A 17288-nucleotide genomic window follows, 5' to 3' on the forward strand; every position below is an offset into this window, starting at 1 on the left:
TCAGCTCGCCGGGCTGCCCGTGCGCCACGGCGGCCCGGCTGCGGGCGCGCCTCCCTGGACCGCTGAACCCCCGGACGGGCCCCTTCAGCCCCGCAGGTCAACCAGCAGCGGTGGTGCGTGTTCGCCCCGGACCGTGGTCAGGGAGAGGACCGCGTGGCCCGGCGGGACCGCGTGGGCCAGTTCGGAGGCGGACCAGCGCTCCCGTTCGACCTGGCGGACGGTGACCGCGCGGGCGGTGGGCGCCTGGCCGGTGATGACGCGGCGCAGCATGTGCACGGCCTTGCCGGCCGGGGTCTCGGCGATGATCTGCCGGTCGGTGACGTCGCGGGCCTCGATCCACTCCTTGCCCCACACGTCGGCGAAGTCCTGCCCGTCCCAGGGCGTGAGTCCGGAGAACGCCATCCGGCAGCCGGTGGCGCCGAGCAGCGGGCCGCGCAGCGGGCGGGGCACGTCGTCCAGGGTGCGCAGGGTGAGGACGACGCCCGCACCGGCGGAGCGCAGCCTCTGGATGCCGCGCACGGACTCGGGGGTGACGACCCCGGCCGCCTCGTCGAGCAGCAGGCAGGCGAAGAGGGACCGGTCCTCGCGGGCGGTGACGGCGGCCGTGAACTGGGCGAGGACCAGCCGGGCCAGGATGCGGGAGGCGTCGGCGTGGCCGCGCTGGGGCAGGTCGATGCGGACGCGGACCGGGTGGTCGAGGGCCTTCAGGGTGAACGGCCGGGAGCCGCCGGAGGTGTCGAAGAAGGCGGCGAAGGCGGGCCGGTCGAGCAGCGCGACCCGGTCGGCGAGCACGGCAGCCACGTCGCCGGGGTGGGCCTGCTGCCGTTCCCGCGCGTCGAGTTCGCGCAGCAGGGACGCGTGCCCGGTCTCGGTCAGCGCCTTGCGCAGCGCGGCGAGCGGGCCGGGCGAGCCGTCGAGGAGCTGGCGCAGCTCGGGGACGGAGGGGAAGCGGTCGTGGACGGCGCGGAAGGGGCCGAGGAGCTGGGCGAGGACGGTGGTGGAGCGTCGGCTGTCGGAGCCGGGGTGCGGCTCGGCGAGGTCGCCGACGAGGGCCTCGGCGAGTATGGCGGCGGCCTCGTCCGGGTCGGTGGTGCCGCCGTAGAGGTCGAGGTCGTACACGGAGTCGGGGTGGCCGACCCGGACGACCACGTCGTAAGCCTCGGCCGGGCCGATTCCGGCGCCGGCGGCGCCGACGCTGACCACGGCGGCGCGGCCGGCGAGGGCGTGCAGGCACAGCGACTCGGCGAGCGGCCGGACGAGGCTGCCGGTCTTGCCGGAGCCGGCCGGGCCGACGGCGACCAGGGAGGTGCCGAGCAGATCGGTGCCGAGGGCGAGTCCGGCGCCCCGGTACTGGTAGGGGTTGCGCGGGTCGTCGGCGGCGGCGCCGAGGCGGACCTGGCCGGTGAGCAGGTCGTGACGGGCCTGGCGGGCTGGCAGATCACGCTCGCCCGAGGGGTGCGGGCAGGCGGCGGAGCCGTCACGGAGGACGGCTCCGGTGAACGCGGCCAGCGGGTACGCGCCGGAGCGCACGCCCTGCCAGGCGCGGTCGATCCGGGCGTGGTCGACGTCGCGCATGAGCCCGGTGCGCGCCTCGGCGGCGAGCCGCTCGGCGGCCTCGTGGGCGCCGTGGGCACGCAGCTCGGGCCAGTCGGCGGGGTCGTGGCCGGGCGCGGGCGGCGGCGGCTCGGCCGGGGTGGTGGACCGGAGCCAGGCGGGGGGTCCGAAGCGCCGCCAGACCTCGCCCCAGCGGCCGATGCGGCCGACGGCGAGCAGGATGACGGCGGCGATGAGGGTGTAGTACGAGTACCAGAGGACGGCGTTGCCGACGCGGTCGTTGCCCTCGCGCCAGGAGTCCGGGGTGAACAGCTCCAGCGGCAGCACCCACCAGCCGCCCAGGTAGCCGTTCCAGAGCAGGGACCACACCAGCCAGCCGACCAGGAACGCGATCACGGCCCCGCTGAGCAACTGGCGGGCCGGGGTCTGCTCGGGCTCGGTCTCGGGCCGGGGCCGGTGTCCGAGGCGCCAGACACCGGGCGCTGCGGCAGGCCGGGAGGCGCGCAGCCAGGCGAGGAAGGCCGAGCCGTCCGGGCGGGGCGGCGCTCCGGGTGGCATCGTGGGCATGGGCGGCGGCGCGGCGGGCCCTTCCGGGGGCCGCGTCGGGCGCGGCACCGCACCGCTGTGGGTGGCGCGCGTGTCCCGCGTACCTTCGCCGTCCATCGCCCTGCCCCCTTGACCAGCCGCTCCGTCACCGTCAGCGAGTCAATCTAACGCCCCCGCAAGGGGAGTTCACCGTTTACGCGGCCGACAGCCGCTCCGGCGTCCCGCACCACTATGTCCACCACGGACAACGGGCCGCGCCGACAACGCCCACATGGAGCATGCCCACCCCCCGGCACCCGTCTTAGCCTGCGGGAAAACAAGGCAAGCGTCCGTAATACCCCCCAGGAGCCCCGCATGACCGCACTTCCGCAGGAGCGCCGCGTCGTCACCGCCATTCCCGGCCCGAAGTCGCAGGAGCTGCAGGCCCGCCGTACCGCGGTCGTCGCGCAGGGCGTCGGCTCCACGCTGCCGGTGTTCGTCACGCGCGCGGGCGGCGGCGTCATCGAGGACGTCGACGGCAACAGCCTGATCGACTTCGGTTCCGGCATCGCCGTGACCTCGGTGGGCGCCTCCGCCGAGGCCGTGGTGCGCCGCGCGAGCGCCCAGCTCGCCGACTTCACCCACACGTGTTTCATGGTCACCCCGTACGAGGGCTACGTGGAGGTCGCCGAGGCCCTCGCCGAGCTGACGCCGGGTGACCACGCGAAGAAGTCGGCGCTGTTCAACTCGGGCGCCGAGGCGGTCGAGAACGCGGTGAAGATCGCCCGCGCGCACACCAAGCGCCAGGCGGTCGTCGTCTTCGACCACGGCTACCACGGCCGCACCAACCTGACGATGGCGCTGACGGCGAAGAACATGCCGTACAAGAACGGCTTCGGTCCGTTCGCGCCCGAGGTGTACCGCGTGCCGGTGGCCTACGGCTACCGCTGGCCGACCGGCCCGGAGAACGCGGGCCCGGAGGCCGCCAAGCAGGCCATCGACCAGATCACCAAGCAGGTCGGCGCCGACAACGTGGCCGCGATCATCATCGAGCCGGTGCTCGGTGAGGGCGGCTTCATCGAGCCGGCCAAGGGCTTCCTGCCGGAGATCGTGAAGTTCGCCAAGGACAACGGCATCGTCTTCGTGGCGGACGAGATCCAGTCCGGCTTCTGCCGCACCGGCCAGTGGTTCGCGTGCGAGGACGAGGGCATCGTCCCGGACCTGATCACCACCGCCAAGGGCATCGCGGGCGGTCTGCCGCTCGCCGCCGTCACCGGCCGCGCCGAGATCATGGACGCCGCGCACGCGGGCGGCCTGGGCGGCACCTACGGCGGCAACCCGGTGGCCTGCGCCGCCGCGCTCGGCGCGATCGAGACGATGAAGGAGCAGGACCTCAACGGCAAGGCCAAGCACATCGAGAAGGTCATGAAGGGCCGCCTCGCCACGATGGCCGAGAAGTTCGACATCATCGGTGACATCCGGGGCCGGGGCGCGATGGTCGCCATCGAGCTGGTCAAGGACCGCGCCACCAAGGAGCCGAACGCCGAGGCGGCCGCCGCGCTGGCCAAGGCGTGCCACCAGGAGGGCCTGCTGGTCCTGACCTGTGGCACCTACGGCAACGTGCTGCGCTTCCTGCCCCCGCTGGTCATCGGCGAGGACCTGCTGAACGAGGGCCTGGACATCATCGAGCAGGCTTTCTCGCGCATCTGAGCGACCGGGTCGCACGACGGGCGACTGGTCCGTACCTCTGACGGACGACTGCGGCAGGCCGTGTGAAGAACGTGTGCGAGGTGGATGACAGGACGCGATTGCGTCTGTCCGACCGCCTCCGCCTGCCGTAGGTTCGGTCCCGATGAGAGATACACCCCGCTCGCAGGGAACTGCGGGCGGCTTCAGGCCGGGGCCTCCCCAGCTTCGACCTGGTCGTGCCCTCGCGCACACAACCGGGGCCTGAGGGCTCCGGGATCTCCACACCGATCGGACGGTCGCCGCCCCAAACCCCCCGGGGCGTGCGACATCCCGGTCCGGACGGCCGCCCCGGAACCACCCCCCCCTGTTCCGGGGCGGCCGACCTCCTTCTCGCCCTTCTCGCCGCTCGCGCCCGTGCGAAGCTGGCCCGGTGCCGAATCCCGCCCGCCGCCTCGCCCTCGCCGCCGCCCTCCTGCTCGGCCTCCCGGCGCTGCTGTTCGCTTGGCTCACCTGGCAGGTCCTGGCACACGGACCGCTGCTCACGCTGGACGCCCGGCTCAGCCGCGCCCTGGTCCGTCCGGACCGCTTCTCCGAACTCCTCTCCGACCTCGGCAACATCGAGGTGGCCGTACCCCTGCTCGCCCTCGCCCTCGGCTACACGGCCTGGCGGGGCCGGTCCGCCGGGGCGCACCGCTGGTGGCTGCCGCCGGCGGCGGCCGCGCTGCTGATGGCGGTGCTCCCGGCGATCGTCGTCCCGCTGAAGCTGTGGACCGCGCGGCCGGGGACCCCCGTGGTGCCCCCGGCCACCGGCTACTTCCCCTCCGGCCACACCGCGACGGCCGCCGTGGCCTACGGCGCCTCGGCGCTGCTCCTCCTGCCCTGGTGCCGCACCCGCGCCGCACGCCTCGCGGCGGTCGCCGTCCCGGCCGCGCTGGTGCTCGCGGTGTCGTACGGGCTGGTGCGGCGGGGCTTCCACTGGCCGCTGGACGTGCTGGCGTCCTGGTGCCTGGGCGCGGTGCTGCTGACCTGTCTGGCGCTGGTGGTCAGCCGAAGTAGGAGTCGAAGGTCCGCTGGAACTCCCAGCCCGCGAACCGGTCCCAGTTCACCGACCAGGTCATCAGACCGCGCAGCGCGGGCCAGGTTCCGTGGGTCGCGTACGAGCCGCAGTTCGTCCGCTTCGTGAGGCAGTCCAGGGTCTTGGTGACCTCGGCGGGGGCGACGTAGCCGTTGCCGGCGTTGACCGAGGCGGGCATGCCAATGGCGACCTGGTCGGGGCGCAGCGGCGGGAAGACGTTGTTCGCGTCGCCCGCGACCGGGAAGCCGGTGAGCAGCATGTCGGTCATGGCGATGTGGAAGTCGGCGCCGCCCATGGAGTGGTACTGGTTGTCCAGGCCCATGATCGGGCCGGAGTTGTAGTCCTGGACGTGCAGCAGGGTGAGGTCGTCGCGCAGGGCGTGGATGACCGGGAGGTAGGCGCCGCAGCGCGGGTCCTGCCCGCCCCACTTGCCGCTGCCGTAGAACTGGTAGCCGTTCTGCACGAAGAAGGTCTCCGGGGCCATGGTGAGCACGAACTTGGTGCCGTACTTGGCCTTGAGCGTCTTCAGCGCGGAGATCAGGTTGACGATCACCGGGGTGGTCGGGTTCTTGAAGTCGGTGTCGCCGGTGTTCAGCGAGAGCGAGTGGCCCTCGAAGTCGATGTCGAGGCCGTCGAGTCCGTACTGGTCGATGATCTTCGAGACGGAGGAGACGAAGGCGTCGCGGGCGGCGGTGGTGGTGAGCTGGACCTGGCCGTTCTGGCCGCCGATGGAGATCAGCACCTTCTTGCCGGCGGCCTGCTTGGCCTTGATGGCCGCCTTGAAGTCGGCGTCGCTCTCCACGTTCGGGCACTCGGACACCGGGCAGCGGTTGAAGCGGATGTCGCCTGAGGTGACCGAGGTCGGCTCGCCGAAGGCCAGGTCGATGACGTCCCAGCTTTCGGGTACGTCGGCCATGCGGGTGTAGCCGGAGCCGTTGGCGAAGCTGGCGTGGAGGTAGCCGACCAGGGCGTGGGCGGGCAGTTCGGCGCCGCCCCCGCCGTCGCTGCGGGCCGGGGTGGTCGCGGTCACCGTGGCGGACCGGGCGGACTCCCCCGCGTCATTGCTCGCGGTGACCTGGAAGGCGTACGCAGTCGAGGGGTTCAGGCCGCTCACGGTGGCCGAAGTGCCGCTGCCACTCTGCACTTTGACGCCGTCCCGGTAGACCGAGTAGCCGGTCGCGCCGCTCACCGGGGTCCAGGACAGGGCCACGGAGGTGGCGGTGACGGTGCCGGTCCTCAGTCCCGTGGGCACGGTGGGCGGCTGGGTGGTGGTGCCGCCGGGGCCGGTGAGGGAGATGTCGTCGGCGTAGTAGGCGCCGGTGCCGTACCAGCCGTGGGCGTAGATGGTGACCTTGGTGGTGTTCGCGCCGGTGGTGAAGGTGGTGGCGAGCCTCTGCCAGTCGGGGGCCGACTGGGTCCAGGCGGAGACGTCGGTGGTGCCGGTGCCGCTCGCGCCGAGGTAGACGTAGGAACCGCGCACGTAACCGGCGAGCGTGTACTGGGAGTTGGGTCTGACGTTCACCGTCTGGGCGCACTGGGCGTTGTCGCTGCCCTCCGGGGTCGCCTTGAGCGCGGAGGAGCCGCCGTGCACCGGGGAGGTGACGGTCGCACCGGCGGTACAGGTCCAGGGGGACAGCCCGGACTCGAATCCGCCGTTGACCGCTGCGTCCGCGTCGGCCGCGCGGGCGGCCGACGAGAGCGCGGCACTGCCGGGCACGGCGAGAGCCATGACCGTGAGGAATGCGACCAGAGGTCGGGGTCTGTCCACAAATGCCTCCAGGCATGGGGGAGTTGGAGGTCGAGGGTGCACCCAACTTGGTCCAGACCAATTGCGTTGTCAAGGAGTTCCCGCCAAAGGAGCCCGGGCGAGGAACCTCCGTCAGGGAGTCAGGAGCGTCGCCCGCCCTCGTCCCTGGCCAGCGCGGCCGCCGCCTCGTGCATCGCCAGCTCCAGCAGCGCCGGGTCGGTCAGCGTCCCCGACCCGTCCGGCGGCACCAGCCAGCGCACCCCCTGGGTCGCCCGGCCGGGGTACGGCACCACGATCCAGGTACCGGAGCCCGCCGTGCGGATGCCGGTGCCCAGCCAGCGGGCGGCGGTGCCGGGCGGCACGAAGAAGCCCACCCGGTTGTCCCCGAAGTCGACCAGCACCGGGCCCGGTTGATCGAGGACGCGGGTGAGCACATCCAGCGTCGGATAGCCCAGCTCCCCCGGCAGGATGAGCACGTCCCAGGCTTTCCCCGCGGGCAGCAGGGCGACCCCCAGCGGGCTGCGTTCCCACTCCCACCGACAGGCTTCCGGATCCGGTGCCACGGACGCCAGCCACTCGACCGCAGTCTTCGCCCCAGTCATGAACAGACCTCCCTCTCTCACGGACGCGCGCGCGTCTGTGCATGAGAGGGAGGTGAACCCGCGCTCATTACGCGGGTTCACCCGTATCTTTCGAGTGACCTGGCTCACACGGCCGAGGTTGGGGGCTAACTGTCGAAACCGAGGCCCAGCCGGTCCATGGCCCGCAGCCACAGGTTGCGTCGGCCGCCGTGCGCGTCGGCCCGCGCCAGCGACCAGCGGGTCAGCGCGATCCCGGTCCAGGCGAACGGCTCGGGCGGGAACGGCAGCGGTTTCCTGCGGACCATCTCCAGCCGGGTGCGCTCGGTGTCCGCGCCGTCCAGCAGGTCCAGCATCACGTCGGCGCCGAAGCGGGTGGCGCCCACCCCCAGCCCGGTGTACCCGGCCGCGTAGGCGACCCGGCCCTGATGGGCGGTGCCGAAGAACGCCGAGAAACGCGAGCAGGTGTCGATGGCGCCGCCCCAGGCGTGGGTGAAGCGGACGCCCTCCAACTGCGGGAAGCAGGTGAAGAAGTGCCCGGCCAGCTTGGCGTAGGTCTCCGGCCGGTCGTCGTACTCCGCGCGGACCCGGCCGCCGTAGGGGTAGATCGCGTCGTAGCCGCCCCACAGCACCCGGTTGTCGGGGGTCAGCCGGAAGTAGTGGAACTGGTTCGCCGCGTCGCCGAGGCCCTGGCGGTTCTTCCAGCCGAGCGAGGCGAGCTGCTCCGCGTTCAGCGGCTCGCTCGTCAGCACGTAGTCGTAGACCGGCACCGTGTAGGAACGGACCCGGCGCAGCAGGCTCGGGAAGATGTTGGTGCCGAGCGCCACCTTGCGGGCGCGCACCGTGCCGTACGGGGTGCCGACCTCCATGCCGGCGCCGTACTGCTTCATGGTCAGGGCCGGGGTGTGCTCGTACACCCGCACCCCGAGGGCGACGCAGGCCCGCTTCAGGCCCCAGGCCAGTTTGGCCGGGTGCAGCAGGGCCACGCCCCGGCGGTCCCACAGCCCGGCCTCGAAGGTGGGCGAGTCGACCTGGGCGCGCAGGGCGTCCCGGTCCAGGAACTCCATGCCGTCCGCGAGGCCCTTGTCCCGCAGCTCCCGGTGCCAGTCGCGCAGTTCCCACGCCTGGTAGGTCTCGGTGGCCACGTCGATCTCGCCGGTGCGCTCGAAGTCGCAGTCGATGCCGTGCCGGGCGAGCGCCGCCTCGATCTCGTCGAGGTTGCGCGTGCCCAGCTCCTCGAGTGTGCCGATCTCCCCCGGCCAGCGGGCCAGGCCGTTGGCGAGGCCGTGGGTGAGGGAGGCGGCGCAGAACCCTCCGTTGCGGCCCGAGGCGGCCCAGCCCACCTCGCGCCCTTCCAGCAGCACCACGTCACGGCCGGGATCGCGCTCCTTGGCGTTGAGCGCGCTCCACAGTCCGCTGTACCCGCCGCCGACCACGAGCAGGTCGCAGGTGTCGGTGCCGGTGAGGGCGGGCTCGGGGTGGGGCTTGCCGGGGTCCTCCAGCCAGTACGGCACGGGCCGGGCTTCGGAGAGGGAAGCGGTCCAGTTGTCTTTTCCACGGCTCATGGCGCTAGGGGCCATGATTTCAACTCCCTACAGGGCTTTACGCCTTCTGCTGACCGCGACGGTGGGTGACGAGCATCGAGACCAGCACGAACAGTACGGCGACCAGGAACATGGCCGTGCCGATGACATTGATCTGGACGGGCGTTCCGCGCTGTGCCGAGCCCCAGACGAACATGGGGAAGGTGACGGTCGAGCCCGCGTTGAAATTGGTGATGATGAAATCGTCGAAGGAGAGCGCGAAGGACAGCAGCGCGCCCGCGGCGATCCCGGGTGCCGCGATGGGCAGGGTGACCCGCCAGAAGGTCTGTACCGGCCCCGCGTAGAGATCGCGGGCGGCCTCTTCCAGGCGCGGGTCCATCGACATCACGCGCGCCTTGACCGCGGTGACGACGAAGCTGAGGCAGAACATGATGTGTGCGATCAGGATCGTCCAGAAGCCGAGCTGGGCGCCCATGTTGAGGAACAGCGTGAGCAGCGAGGCGGCCATGACGACCTCGGGCATCGCCATCGGCAGGAAGATCAGCGAGTTGACCGCGCCGCGCGCCCGGAACCGGTAGCGGACCAGCGCGAACGCGATCATCGTGCCGAGCGCGGTGGCGCCGACGGTGGCCCACAGGGCGATCTGGAGGCTGAGCGAGAGCGCGCCGCACATGTCGGCGACCCCGCACGGGTCCTTCCAGGCGTCGGCGGAGAACTGCTGCCACTCGTAGTTGAAGCGGCCCTTGGGCTTGTTGAAGGAGAACACCGTCACGACGATGTTCGGCAGCAGCAGGTAGGCGAGCGTCAGCAGTCCCGCTACGACGACGAGACGGTGCTTGAGCCAGGTGAAGACGGCCATGTCAGACGAGGTCCTCCGTCCCGGCCCGGCGGATGTAGAACGTGACCATGGCCAGGATCGCGGCCATGAGGATGAAGGAGAGCGCGGCGGCCGTCGGATAGTCCAGGACGCGCAGGAACTGGGTCTGGATGACGTTGCCGATCATGCGGGTGTCGGTGGAGCCGAGCAGCTCGGCGTTGACGTAGTCACCGGCCGCCGGGATGAAGGTCAGCAGCGTGCCGGAGACCACGCCGGGCATGGACAGCGGGAAGGTCACCTTGCGGAAGGTGGTCCAGGGCCGGGCGTACAGGTCGCCGGCCGCCTCGTGCAGCCGTACGTCGATCCGCTCCAGGGAGGTGTAGAGCGGCAGGATCATGAACGGCAGGAAGTTGTACGTGAGCCCGCACACCACCGCCAGCGGGGTGGCCAGCACCCGGTCCCCCGCCGTCCAGCCGAGCCAGCCGGTGACGTCGAGGACGTGCAGGGTGTTCAGCGCGTGCACCACGGGCCCGTTGTCCGCGAGGATCGTCTTCCAGGCGAGGGTGCGGATCAGGAAGCTGGTGAAGAACGGCGCGATCACCAGGATCATGATCAGGTTCCGCCAGCGCCCGGCCCGGAACGCGATCAGGTAGGCCAGCGGATAGCCCAGCAGCAGGCACAGCACGGTCGCGGCGGCCGCGTAGAGCACCGAGCGGACGAACTGCGGCCAGTACTCGGCGAGCGCGTGCCAGTAGGTGGCGAAGTGCCAGGTGACCTTGTAGCCCTGCTCCAGCGAACCGGTCTGCACGGAGGTCGACGCCTGGTAGACCATCGGCAGCGCGAAGAACACGATCAGCCACAGGATGCCGGGCAGCAGCAGCCAGTACGGGGTGAACCGGCCGCGCCCGCGGGGTGGCTTCGCGGGCTCCGGCGGGGCGAGCGGCGGCGCCTCGGTGAGCGTCGGCATCAGAGAGCCGCCTCTTCCTCGGTGCCGGCGTCGATGTCCTGGGCGGCGTCGAGGGCGAAGGTGTGCGCCGGGTTCCAGTGCAGGACGACCTCGGCGCCGGGGACGAGCCGGGTGTCCCGCTCGACGTTCTGGGCGTACACCGCGAGCGCGCCCGCCACGGGGCTGTCGATCACGTACTGGGTGGAGACGCCGATGAAGCCGGCGTCGGCGATGGTGCCGGTGAGGCGGTTGCGGCCCTCGGGGACCGAGCCCGCGTCGTCGGCGTGGGTGAGCGCGATCTTCTCGGGGCGGATGCCGACCAGGACCTTGCCGCCGGTGGGCGCAGGGGCCGAACAGCGTGCCTCGGGCAGCAGCAGCTTGCCGTCCCCGGCGCGCAGCACGATGTCGCCGCCGCTGCGGGAGTCGACCTCGGCCTCGATCAGGTTGGAGGTGCCGAGGAAGTTGGCGACGAAGGTGGTGCCCGGGTTCTCGTACAGCTCGGCGGGCGAGCCGAGCTGCTCGACGCGGCCCGCGTTCATCACGGCGACCGTGTCGGCCATGGTCATGGCCTCCTCCTGGTCGTGCGTGACATGGACGAAGGTGATGCCGACCTCGGTCTGGATGCGCTTGAGCTCCAGTTGCATCTGGCGGCGCAGCTTGAGGTCGAGGGCGCCGAGGGGTTCGTCGAGCAGGAGCACCTTGGGGTGGTTGATCAGGGCGCGGGCGACCGCGACGCGCTGCTGCTGGCCGCCGGAGAGCTGGTGCGGCTTCTTGCGGGCCTGCTCGCCGAGCTGGACCAGCTCCAGCATCTCCTCGACCTGCTTCTTCACGCTCTTGACGCCACGCCGGCGCAGGCCGAAGGCGACGTTCTCGAAGATGTCGAGGTGCGGGAAGAGGGCGTAGGACTGGAAGACCGTGTTGACCGGCCGCTTGTACGGGGGCAGCCCGGTGACGTCGAGTTCGCCGAGGTGCACGGTGCCGGAGGTCGGCTCCTCCAGCCCGGCGATCATGCGCAGGGTGGTGGTCTTGCCGCAGCCGGAGGCGCCGAGCAGGGCGAAGAAGGAGCCCTGGGGCACGGTCAGGTCCAGCGGGTGCACGGCGGTGAACGAGCCGTACTTCTTGCCGATCCCGGTGAGGCGGACGTCGCCGCTGCCGTCTGTCGTCGTCTTCATCCTCGTCACGCCCCTGTGAGCTTTGCGAACTTCTCTTCGTAGGCCGTCTCTTCCTTCTGGCTCAGGGAGCGGAAGGCGTGGGACTTCGCCTGCATGGCCTTGTCGGGGACGATCAGCGGATTGTCCGCCGCGTCCCGGTCGATCTTCGCAAGCCAGGGCTTCACGCCGTCGACCGGAGTGACGTAGTTGATGTAGGCGGCGAGCGCGGCGGCCTGCTCGGGTTCGTAGAAGAAGTCGATCAGCCGCTCGGCGTTCGTCTTGTGACGTGCCTTGTTAGGGATCAGCATATTGTCCGTCGAGGTGACATATCCGCTGTCAGGAATGATGAAGTCCACATCGGGGCTGTCCGCCTTGAGCTGGACCACGTCCCCGGCCCAGGCGACACAGGCCGCGAAGTCCCCCTTGGCGAGGTCGGCGGTGTAGTCGTTGCCGGTGAAACGGCGTATCTGGCCCTTGTCGACGGCCTTCTGGAGCCGGGATATCGCCGCGTCGTAGTCGTCGTCGGTGAAGTCGGCGGGGTCCTTGCCCATGTCGAGCAGGGTCATCCCGACGCTGTCCCGCATCTCCGAGAGGAAGCCGACCCGGCCCTTCAGCTTCGGATTGTCGAGCAGGTCGGAGACGGATCTCACCTCGATGCCGTCCAGCGCCTTCTTGTTGTAGGCGATGACCGTGGAGATGCCCTGCCAGGGGTAGGAGTAGGCCCGGCCGGGGTCCCAGTCCGGCTCGCGGAACTGGGGCGAGAGGTGGGCGAAGGCGTTCGGCAGATGGGCGGGGTCCAGCTTCTGCACCCAGCCGAGCCGGATCAGCCGGGCGGCCAGCCAGTCGGTGAGCACGATCAGGTCGCGGCCGGTGTCCTGGCCCGCCGCGAGCTGCGGCTTGATCTTGCCGAAGAACTCGTTGTTGTCGTTGATGTCCTCGGTGTAGCGGACCGTGATGCCGGTGCTTCGCTGGAATGCGGCGAGCGTGGGGTGACGCTTGCCGCTGTCGTCGACGTCGATGTACTCGGTCCAGTTGGAGAAGTCGACCGTCTTCTCCCGGTCCGAGCGGTCGTCGGCCGCGGTGCCGCCCGGTGTCCGTCCGGCCGCCGGGATGCCACAGGCGCTCAGCGTCCCCAGACCGCCGACCGCTAGCGCGCCCGAGGCGGACGCCCGCAGCAGCGACCGGCGGGTGAGCGCCGCCCGCCCGTTGCGCATGCTGCGCCGCACGGCGGCCGACTGGGCCGGGGTGAGGCGGTCGGGCTCGTACTGATCCATACGCGTGGTGCCCTTTCGGAAAGCGGGGGGGGCTTAGTGGCGGTCCCCGAAGACCGTGCGGTGCCAGTCCTTGCGGGCGACCGCCGTGTTGTCGTACATGACGTGCTTGACCTGGGTGTATTCCTCGAACGAGTACGCCGACATGTCCTTGCCGAAGCCGGACGCCTTGTGTCCGCCGTGCGGCATCTCGCTGATGATCGGGATGTGGTCGTTGATCCACACGCAGCCCGCCCGCAGCTCACGGGTGGCGCGTCCGGCGCGGTAGACGTTGCCGGTCCACGCGGAGGCGGCGAGCCCGTACGGGGTGTCGTTGGCGAGGCGCAGGCCCTCGTCGTCGGTGTCGAAGGGGAGCACGACCAGCACCGGGCCGAAGATCTCCGACTGGACGATCTCGCTGTCCTGGGCGGCGCCGGTGACGAGGGTGGGCCGGTAGTAGGCGCCGTTCTTCAGGTCGCCGCCGGGAGCCTCGCCGCCGGTGACCACCCGGGCGTAGGCGCGGGCGCGGTCCACGAAGCCGGCGACGCGGTCGCGGTGGGCGTGCGAGACGAGCGGGCCGAGGTCGGTGCCGGGCGCGAAGGGGTCGCCGAGCCGCACGGTCTCCATCAGCGCGGCGGTCCGCTCGACGAACGCCTCGTACAGCGGGCGCTGGACGTAGGCGCGGGTGGCCGCCGTGCAGTCCTGGCCGGTGTTGATGAGCGCGCCCGCGACCGCGCCGTTGACGGCGGCGTCCAGGTCGGCGTCGTCGAAGACGACGAAGGGCGCCTTGCCGCCCAGCTCCAGGTGGAGCCGCTTGACGGTGGCCGTGGCGATCTCCGCGACCCGGCGGCCGACCGCGGTGGACCCGGTGAACGAGGTCATGGCCACGTCCGGGTGTCCGACCAGCCGCTCCCCCGCCTCGGGCCCGGTCCCGCTGACGATGTTGATCACCCCGTCCGGGATGCCCGCGTCGGTGGCCGCGCGGGCGAAGAGCAGCGAGGTGAGCGGGGTCAGCTCGGCGGGCTTGAGCACGATGGTGTTGCCCGCGGCCACGGCCGGGAGGATCTTCCAGGCGGCCATCTGGAGCGGGTAGTTCCAGGGCGCGATCGACCCGACGACACCGATGGGCTCGCGCCGCACGTACGAGGTGTGGTCCCCGGAGTACTCCCCCGCCGACTGCCCCTGGAGATGCCGGGCGGCGCCCGCGAAGAAGGCGGTGTTGTCGATGGTGCCGGGTACGTCGAACTCGCGCGTGAGCTTCAGCGGCTTGCCGCACTGGAGCGACTCGGCGCGGGCGAATTCCTCGGCCCGGTCCGCGAGCACGGCGGCGAAGCGGTGGAGGGCGTCGGAGCGCTCGCCGGGCGTGGCGGCGGCCCAGTCGGGGAAGGCGGCGCGGGCTGCGGCCACGGCCGCGTCCACGTCCCGCTCCCCGGCGAGTTCGTAGCGGTACACCTCTTCGCCGGTCGCCGGGTCGGTCACCGCCTGGGTGCGGCCCGAGGTGCCCGGCGCGGGACGGCCCGCGATGAACTGCGCACCCTCGGCGAAGCGGTCGCGCGCGGTGAATCGTTCCGGGGTGGCGCTGCCCGGCTTGTGCATGTCGCTCTCCTCCGCCGGACACCCCGTTCGGGGGCCGGGTGGCGTGGCTCCAGCTCGATTTGAGTGCCGATCCTGGCAGAGGGGTGGCACTCCAACAAGGGATTCCGTTGTTGCCTTTTGGTTACGCGACGGAATCTGTCGACCGGGCTGTCGAGTCGGCGCGGAAAAGGCCGGACGGATTGTCGGTGGCGGGTGCCACACTCGCGTGCATGGGGAAGATCGACGGTGTGGAAGCGCTGATCAGCGCGGTCCGGGCGGGGGCGCCCGTGAAGTACCTGCACTTCTGGGGGCACCGCCCGCAGCGGGACGGCGGGGTGGGCGCGGGGTGCCTGAGCCAGTGGTGGCCCGCGCCGTTCACGGTGGACGGGGCCGGCTACGCGACGGCCGAGCACTGGATGATGGCGGGCAAGGCGCGGCTCTTCGCGGACCCGGATGCCGAGCGCCTGGTGCTGGCCGCGCGGCATCCGGCCGAGGCGAAGAAGGCGGGGCGGCTGGTCCGGGGCTTCGACGAGGAGACATGGCGCCGGGAGCGGTTCCGGATCGTCGTCGAGGGCAGCGTGCACAAGTTCGCCGCCCACCCTGACCTGCGGGAGTTCCTGCTCGGCACGGGCGAGCGGGTGCTCGTGGAGGCGAGCCCGGTGGACCGCGTGTGGGGCATCGGGCTCAGCGCGCAGGACGAGGCCGCGTTCGACCCGGCCCGCTGGAAGGGGCCGAACCTCCTGGGCTTCGCCCTGATGGAGGCTCGGGAGCGGTTGCGGTCAGACGCGGGGTGAGGCGGGTTCCGCGGCGCCGAGTTGTAGGAGGTACCGGCGGGCTCGTCCGGCCGGCTGTCCTCCTTGTGGGCGACGAAGGCGAAGAGGCCGATGAAGAACGCCACGATGGCCAGGCCGACCACGATGCCGATGATGCCGAGCACGAAGCCCGCCTGAGCCTGCGAGCGGTTGGTGGCCTCGCCTCGGTCGGCACGCCTGCGGCCCTGGACGCCGAGGACCACGGCGACGACCCCGAGAACGATGGAGGGGATGCCGTAGAGGCAGAAGAGGACGATGGAGAGGATGCCGAGCACCATGGCGGCGGTGCCCGCGTTGTTCTGCGGGACGGGACCCATGGGCGCGCCGGACCAGCCGTAGGCCGGGGGCTGGGGGTAGCCCTGAGGGGTCGGGTAGCCCTGAGGGGTCGGATAACCCTGGGGGTTCGGGTAACCCTGGGGGTTCGGGTAGCCGGGGTGGCTCGGGTAGCCGTAGCCGACAGGGGGCGCGGGGGCGCCGTTGGGGGCGAAGGGCGGGACGCCGGGGCCGGTGGGCGCGATCGGCGGGGGCGGGACGGCCGGGCCGGTGGGCTGGGGCGGCACCGTGGGGCCCGCGTGCGGACCGAAGCCGACGGCGGGCATCGCGGCCATGGTCGCCTGATCGTGGACCGAGGGCTGCTGCGGGGCGGAGGGCGCCGGGTTCTTCCGGAGCGACGGTCCCTGAGGCGGCGCCCACGGATCGGAGCCAGGCTCCTGCCCGGCCGCCGCTCGTCCGCCGTCGGGCTGCGTCTGCTCCGTCACGTCCTCATCCCCCCGCTTGGATCGTCAGATCATGTTAGAGCCGCCCCACGGGCCGTACTCACCCACGTCCCCCTCCGACCGTAGCGCCTCGGCCGCCGCTCCTGCCCCGCTCTAGGATGTCTGCGCACCATCCGATCAGCCGATCACCCGCGCCCGGGCCCCACCCTCTGGTCCGCGAGCGCCTTTCCCCGGGGAGGACCCCTTGTCCGAGCGCAGCGCCGCCCGCGATCCGCACACGTTCATCGCCGGACTGCCGAAGGCCGAACTGCACGTCCACCACGTCGGCTCCGCCTCCCCCCGCATCGTCTCGGAACTGGCAGCCCGGCACCGCGACTCCAAGGTCCCGACCGACCCGGAGGCGCTGGCGGACTACTTCACGTTCACCGACTTCGCGCACTTCATCCAGGTGTACCTGTCGGTCGTGGACCTGGTCCGCACCCCGGAGGACGTCCGGCTGCTGACGTACGAGATCGCGCGTGACATGTCCCGGCAGCAGGTGCGCTACGCCGAGCTGACCCTCACCCCGTTCTCCTCCACCCGGCGCGGCATAGAGGACCGGGCGTTCATGGACGCGATCGAGGACGCCCGCAAGTCCGCCGAGGCCGACTTCGGGACCGTGCTGCGCTGGTGCTTCGACATCCCCGGCGAGGCCGGTCTGGAGTCGGCGGCGGAGACGGCGCGGATGGCGACGGACGACCGCGTCCGCCCGGAGGGCCTGGTCTCCTTCGGCCTGGGCGGCCCGGAGATCGGCGTACCCCGGCCGCAGTTCAAGCCGTACTTCGACCGCGCGATCGCCGCGGGCCTGCACTCGGTGCCGCACGCGGGCGAGACGACCGGCCCCCAGACGGTGTGGGACGCGCTCACCACGCTGGGCGCGGAGCGGATCGGCCACGGCACCAGCTCGGCCCAGGACCCGAAGCTGCTCGCCCACCTGGCCGAGCACCGCATCGCCCTGGAGGTCTGCCCGACCTCGAACATCGCCACCCGCGCGGTACGGACGCTGGACGAGCACCCGCTGAGGCAGTTCGTGGACGCGGGCGTCCTGGTCACGATCAACTCCGACGACCCGCCGATGTTCGGCACCGACCTGAACAAGGAGTACGCGATCGCGGCCCGCCTGCTCGACCTGGACGAGCGGGGCATCGCGGATCTGGCGAAGAACGCGGTCGAGGCGTCCTTCCTGGACGCGGCGGGCAAGGAGCGGATCGCGGCGGAGATCGACGCGTACACGGAATCCTGGCTGGCGGGCTGACGCCGCTTCAGCGCC

12 protein-coding genes and 2 pseudogenes are annotated in these 17288 nt (G+C 71.6%); 4 read left to right on the forward strand and 10 right to left on the reverse strand.

The window, feature by feature from the left end:
• Window positions 1-84: 84 nt before the first annotated feature.
• Window positions 85-2217: an ATP-binding protein gene (locus HEK131_RS23285; protein WP_244336898.1), complete on the reverse strand. Its 2133-nt coding sequence runs from the start codon at window positions 2215-2217 to the stop codon at window positions 85-87.
• A 237-nt stretch (window positions 2218-2454) separates the two neighbouring features.
• Here HEK131_RS23285 and gabT point away from each other — a divergent pair, with 237 nt between their 5' ends.
• Window positions 2455-3789, forward strand: a complete 1335-nt coding sequence (gene gabT, locus HEK131_RS23290) for a 4-aminobutyrate--2-oxoglutarate transaminase (protein WP_244336899.1) — start codon at window positions 2455-2457, stop codon at window positions 3787-3789.
• A 706-nt stretch (window positions 3790-4495) separates the two neighbouring features.
• Window positions 4496-4759, forward strand: a pseudogene (locus HEK131_RS23295) (phosphatase PAP2 family protein); the annotation flags it as partial.
• Between the two features lie 52 nt (window positions 4760-4811).
• On the opposite strand, the gene HEK131_RS23300 reads toward HEK131_RS23295, so the two are convergent.
• The 8 genes from HEK131_RS23300 to HEK131_RS23335 form a co-directional block, all read right to left on the reverse strand.
• Entirely contained in the window at window positions 4812-6572 is a 1761-nt protein-coding gene (locus HEK131_RS23300) for a chitinase (protein ID WP_244336900.1), read from the reverse strand.
• A gap of 158 nt (window positions 6573-6730) precedes the next feature.
• Window positions 6731-7192 carry a hypothetical protein gene (locus HEK131_RS23305; protein ID WP_217464845.1) on the reverse strand — a complete coding sequence of 154 codons (462 nt, stop codon included), beginning with the start codon at window positions 7190-7192 and terminating at the stop codon, window positions 6731-6733.
• 125 nt (window positions 7193-7317) lie between these two features.
• A complete protein-coding gene (locus tag HEK131_RS23310) occupies window positions 7318-8748 on the reverse strand; it encodes an NAD(P)/FAD-dependent oxidoreductase (RefSeq protein WP_244336901.1) in 1431 nt (476 codons plus the stop codon).
• 22 nt (window positions 8749-8770) lie between these two features.
• Complete coding sequence (locus tag HEK131_RS23315) at window positions 8771-9571, reverse strand: ABC transporter permease (protein ID WP_244336902.1); 801 nt, start codon at window positions 9569-9571, stop codon at window positions 8771-8773.
• A gap of 1 nt (window position 9572) precedes the next feature.
• Window positions 9573-10496, reverse strand: coding sequence for an ABC transporter permease (locus HEK131_RS23320; protein WP_244336903.1), 924 nt, complete (start codon window positions 10494-10496; stop codon window positions 9573-9575).
• Window positions 10496-11656, reverse strand: a complete 1161-nt coding sequence (locus HEK131_RS23325) for an ABC transporter ATP-binding protein (protein ID WP_244336904.1) — start codon at window positions 11654-11656, stop codon at window positions 10496-10498. The genes HEK131_RS23320 and HEK131_RS23325 overlap by 1 nt, the downstream gene beginning before the upstream one ends.
• Window positions 11653-12900: a polyamine ABC transporter substrate-binding protein gene (locus HEK131_RS23330; protein WP_244336905.1), complete on the reverse strand. Its 1248-nt coding sequence runs from the start codon at window positions 12898-12900 to the stop codon at window positions 11653-11655. The genes HEK131_RS23325 and HEK131_RS23330 overlap by 4 nt, the downstream gene beginning before the upstream one ends.
• Window positions 12901-12933: 33 nt before the next feature.
• Complete coding sequence (locus tag HEK131_RS23335) at window positions 12934-14472, reverse strand: gamma-aminobutyraldehyde dehydrogenase (RefSeq protein WP_244336906.1); 1539 nt, start codon at window positions 14470-14472, stop codon at window positions 12934-12936.
• 209 nt (window positions 14473-14681) lie between these two features.
• On the opposite strand from HEK131_RS23335, the gene HEK131_RS23340 reads away from it, so the two are divergent.
• Complete coding sequence (locus HEK131_RS23340; protein WP_244336907.1) at window positions 14682-15245, forward strand: NADAR family protein; 564 nt, start codon at window positions 14682-14684, stop codon at window positions 15243-15245.
• 122 nt (window positions 15246-15367) lie between these two features.
• On the opposite strand, the pseudogene HEK131_RS23345 reads toward HEK131_RS23340, so the two are convergent.
• Window positions 15368-15871 (reverse strand): annotated as a pseudogene (locus HEK131_RS23345) (DUF4190 domain-containing protein); the annotation flags it as partial.
• A gap of 292 nt (window positions 15872-16163) precedes the next feature.
• Here HEK131_RS23345 and HEK131_RS23350 point away from each other — a divergent pair.
• The gene (locus HEK131_RS23350) at window positions 16164-17273 is read left to right on the forward strand and encodes an adenosine deaminase (protein ID WP_244452127.1); all 1110 of its coding nucleotides are present in this window, start codon (window positions 16164-16166) and stop codon (window positions 17271-17273) included.
• Window positions 17274-17288: the final 15 nt, after the last annotated feature.

Origin of the sequence: Streptomyces seoulensis (assembly GCF_022846655.1) — a bacterium.
In the GTDB taxonomy this organism is placed as follows: domain Bacteria; phylum Actinomycetota; class Actinomycetes; order Streptomycetales; family Streptomycetaceae; genus Streptomyces.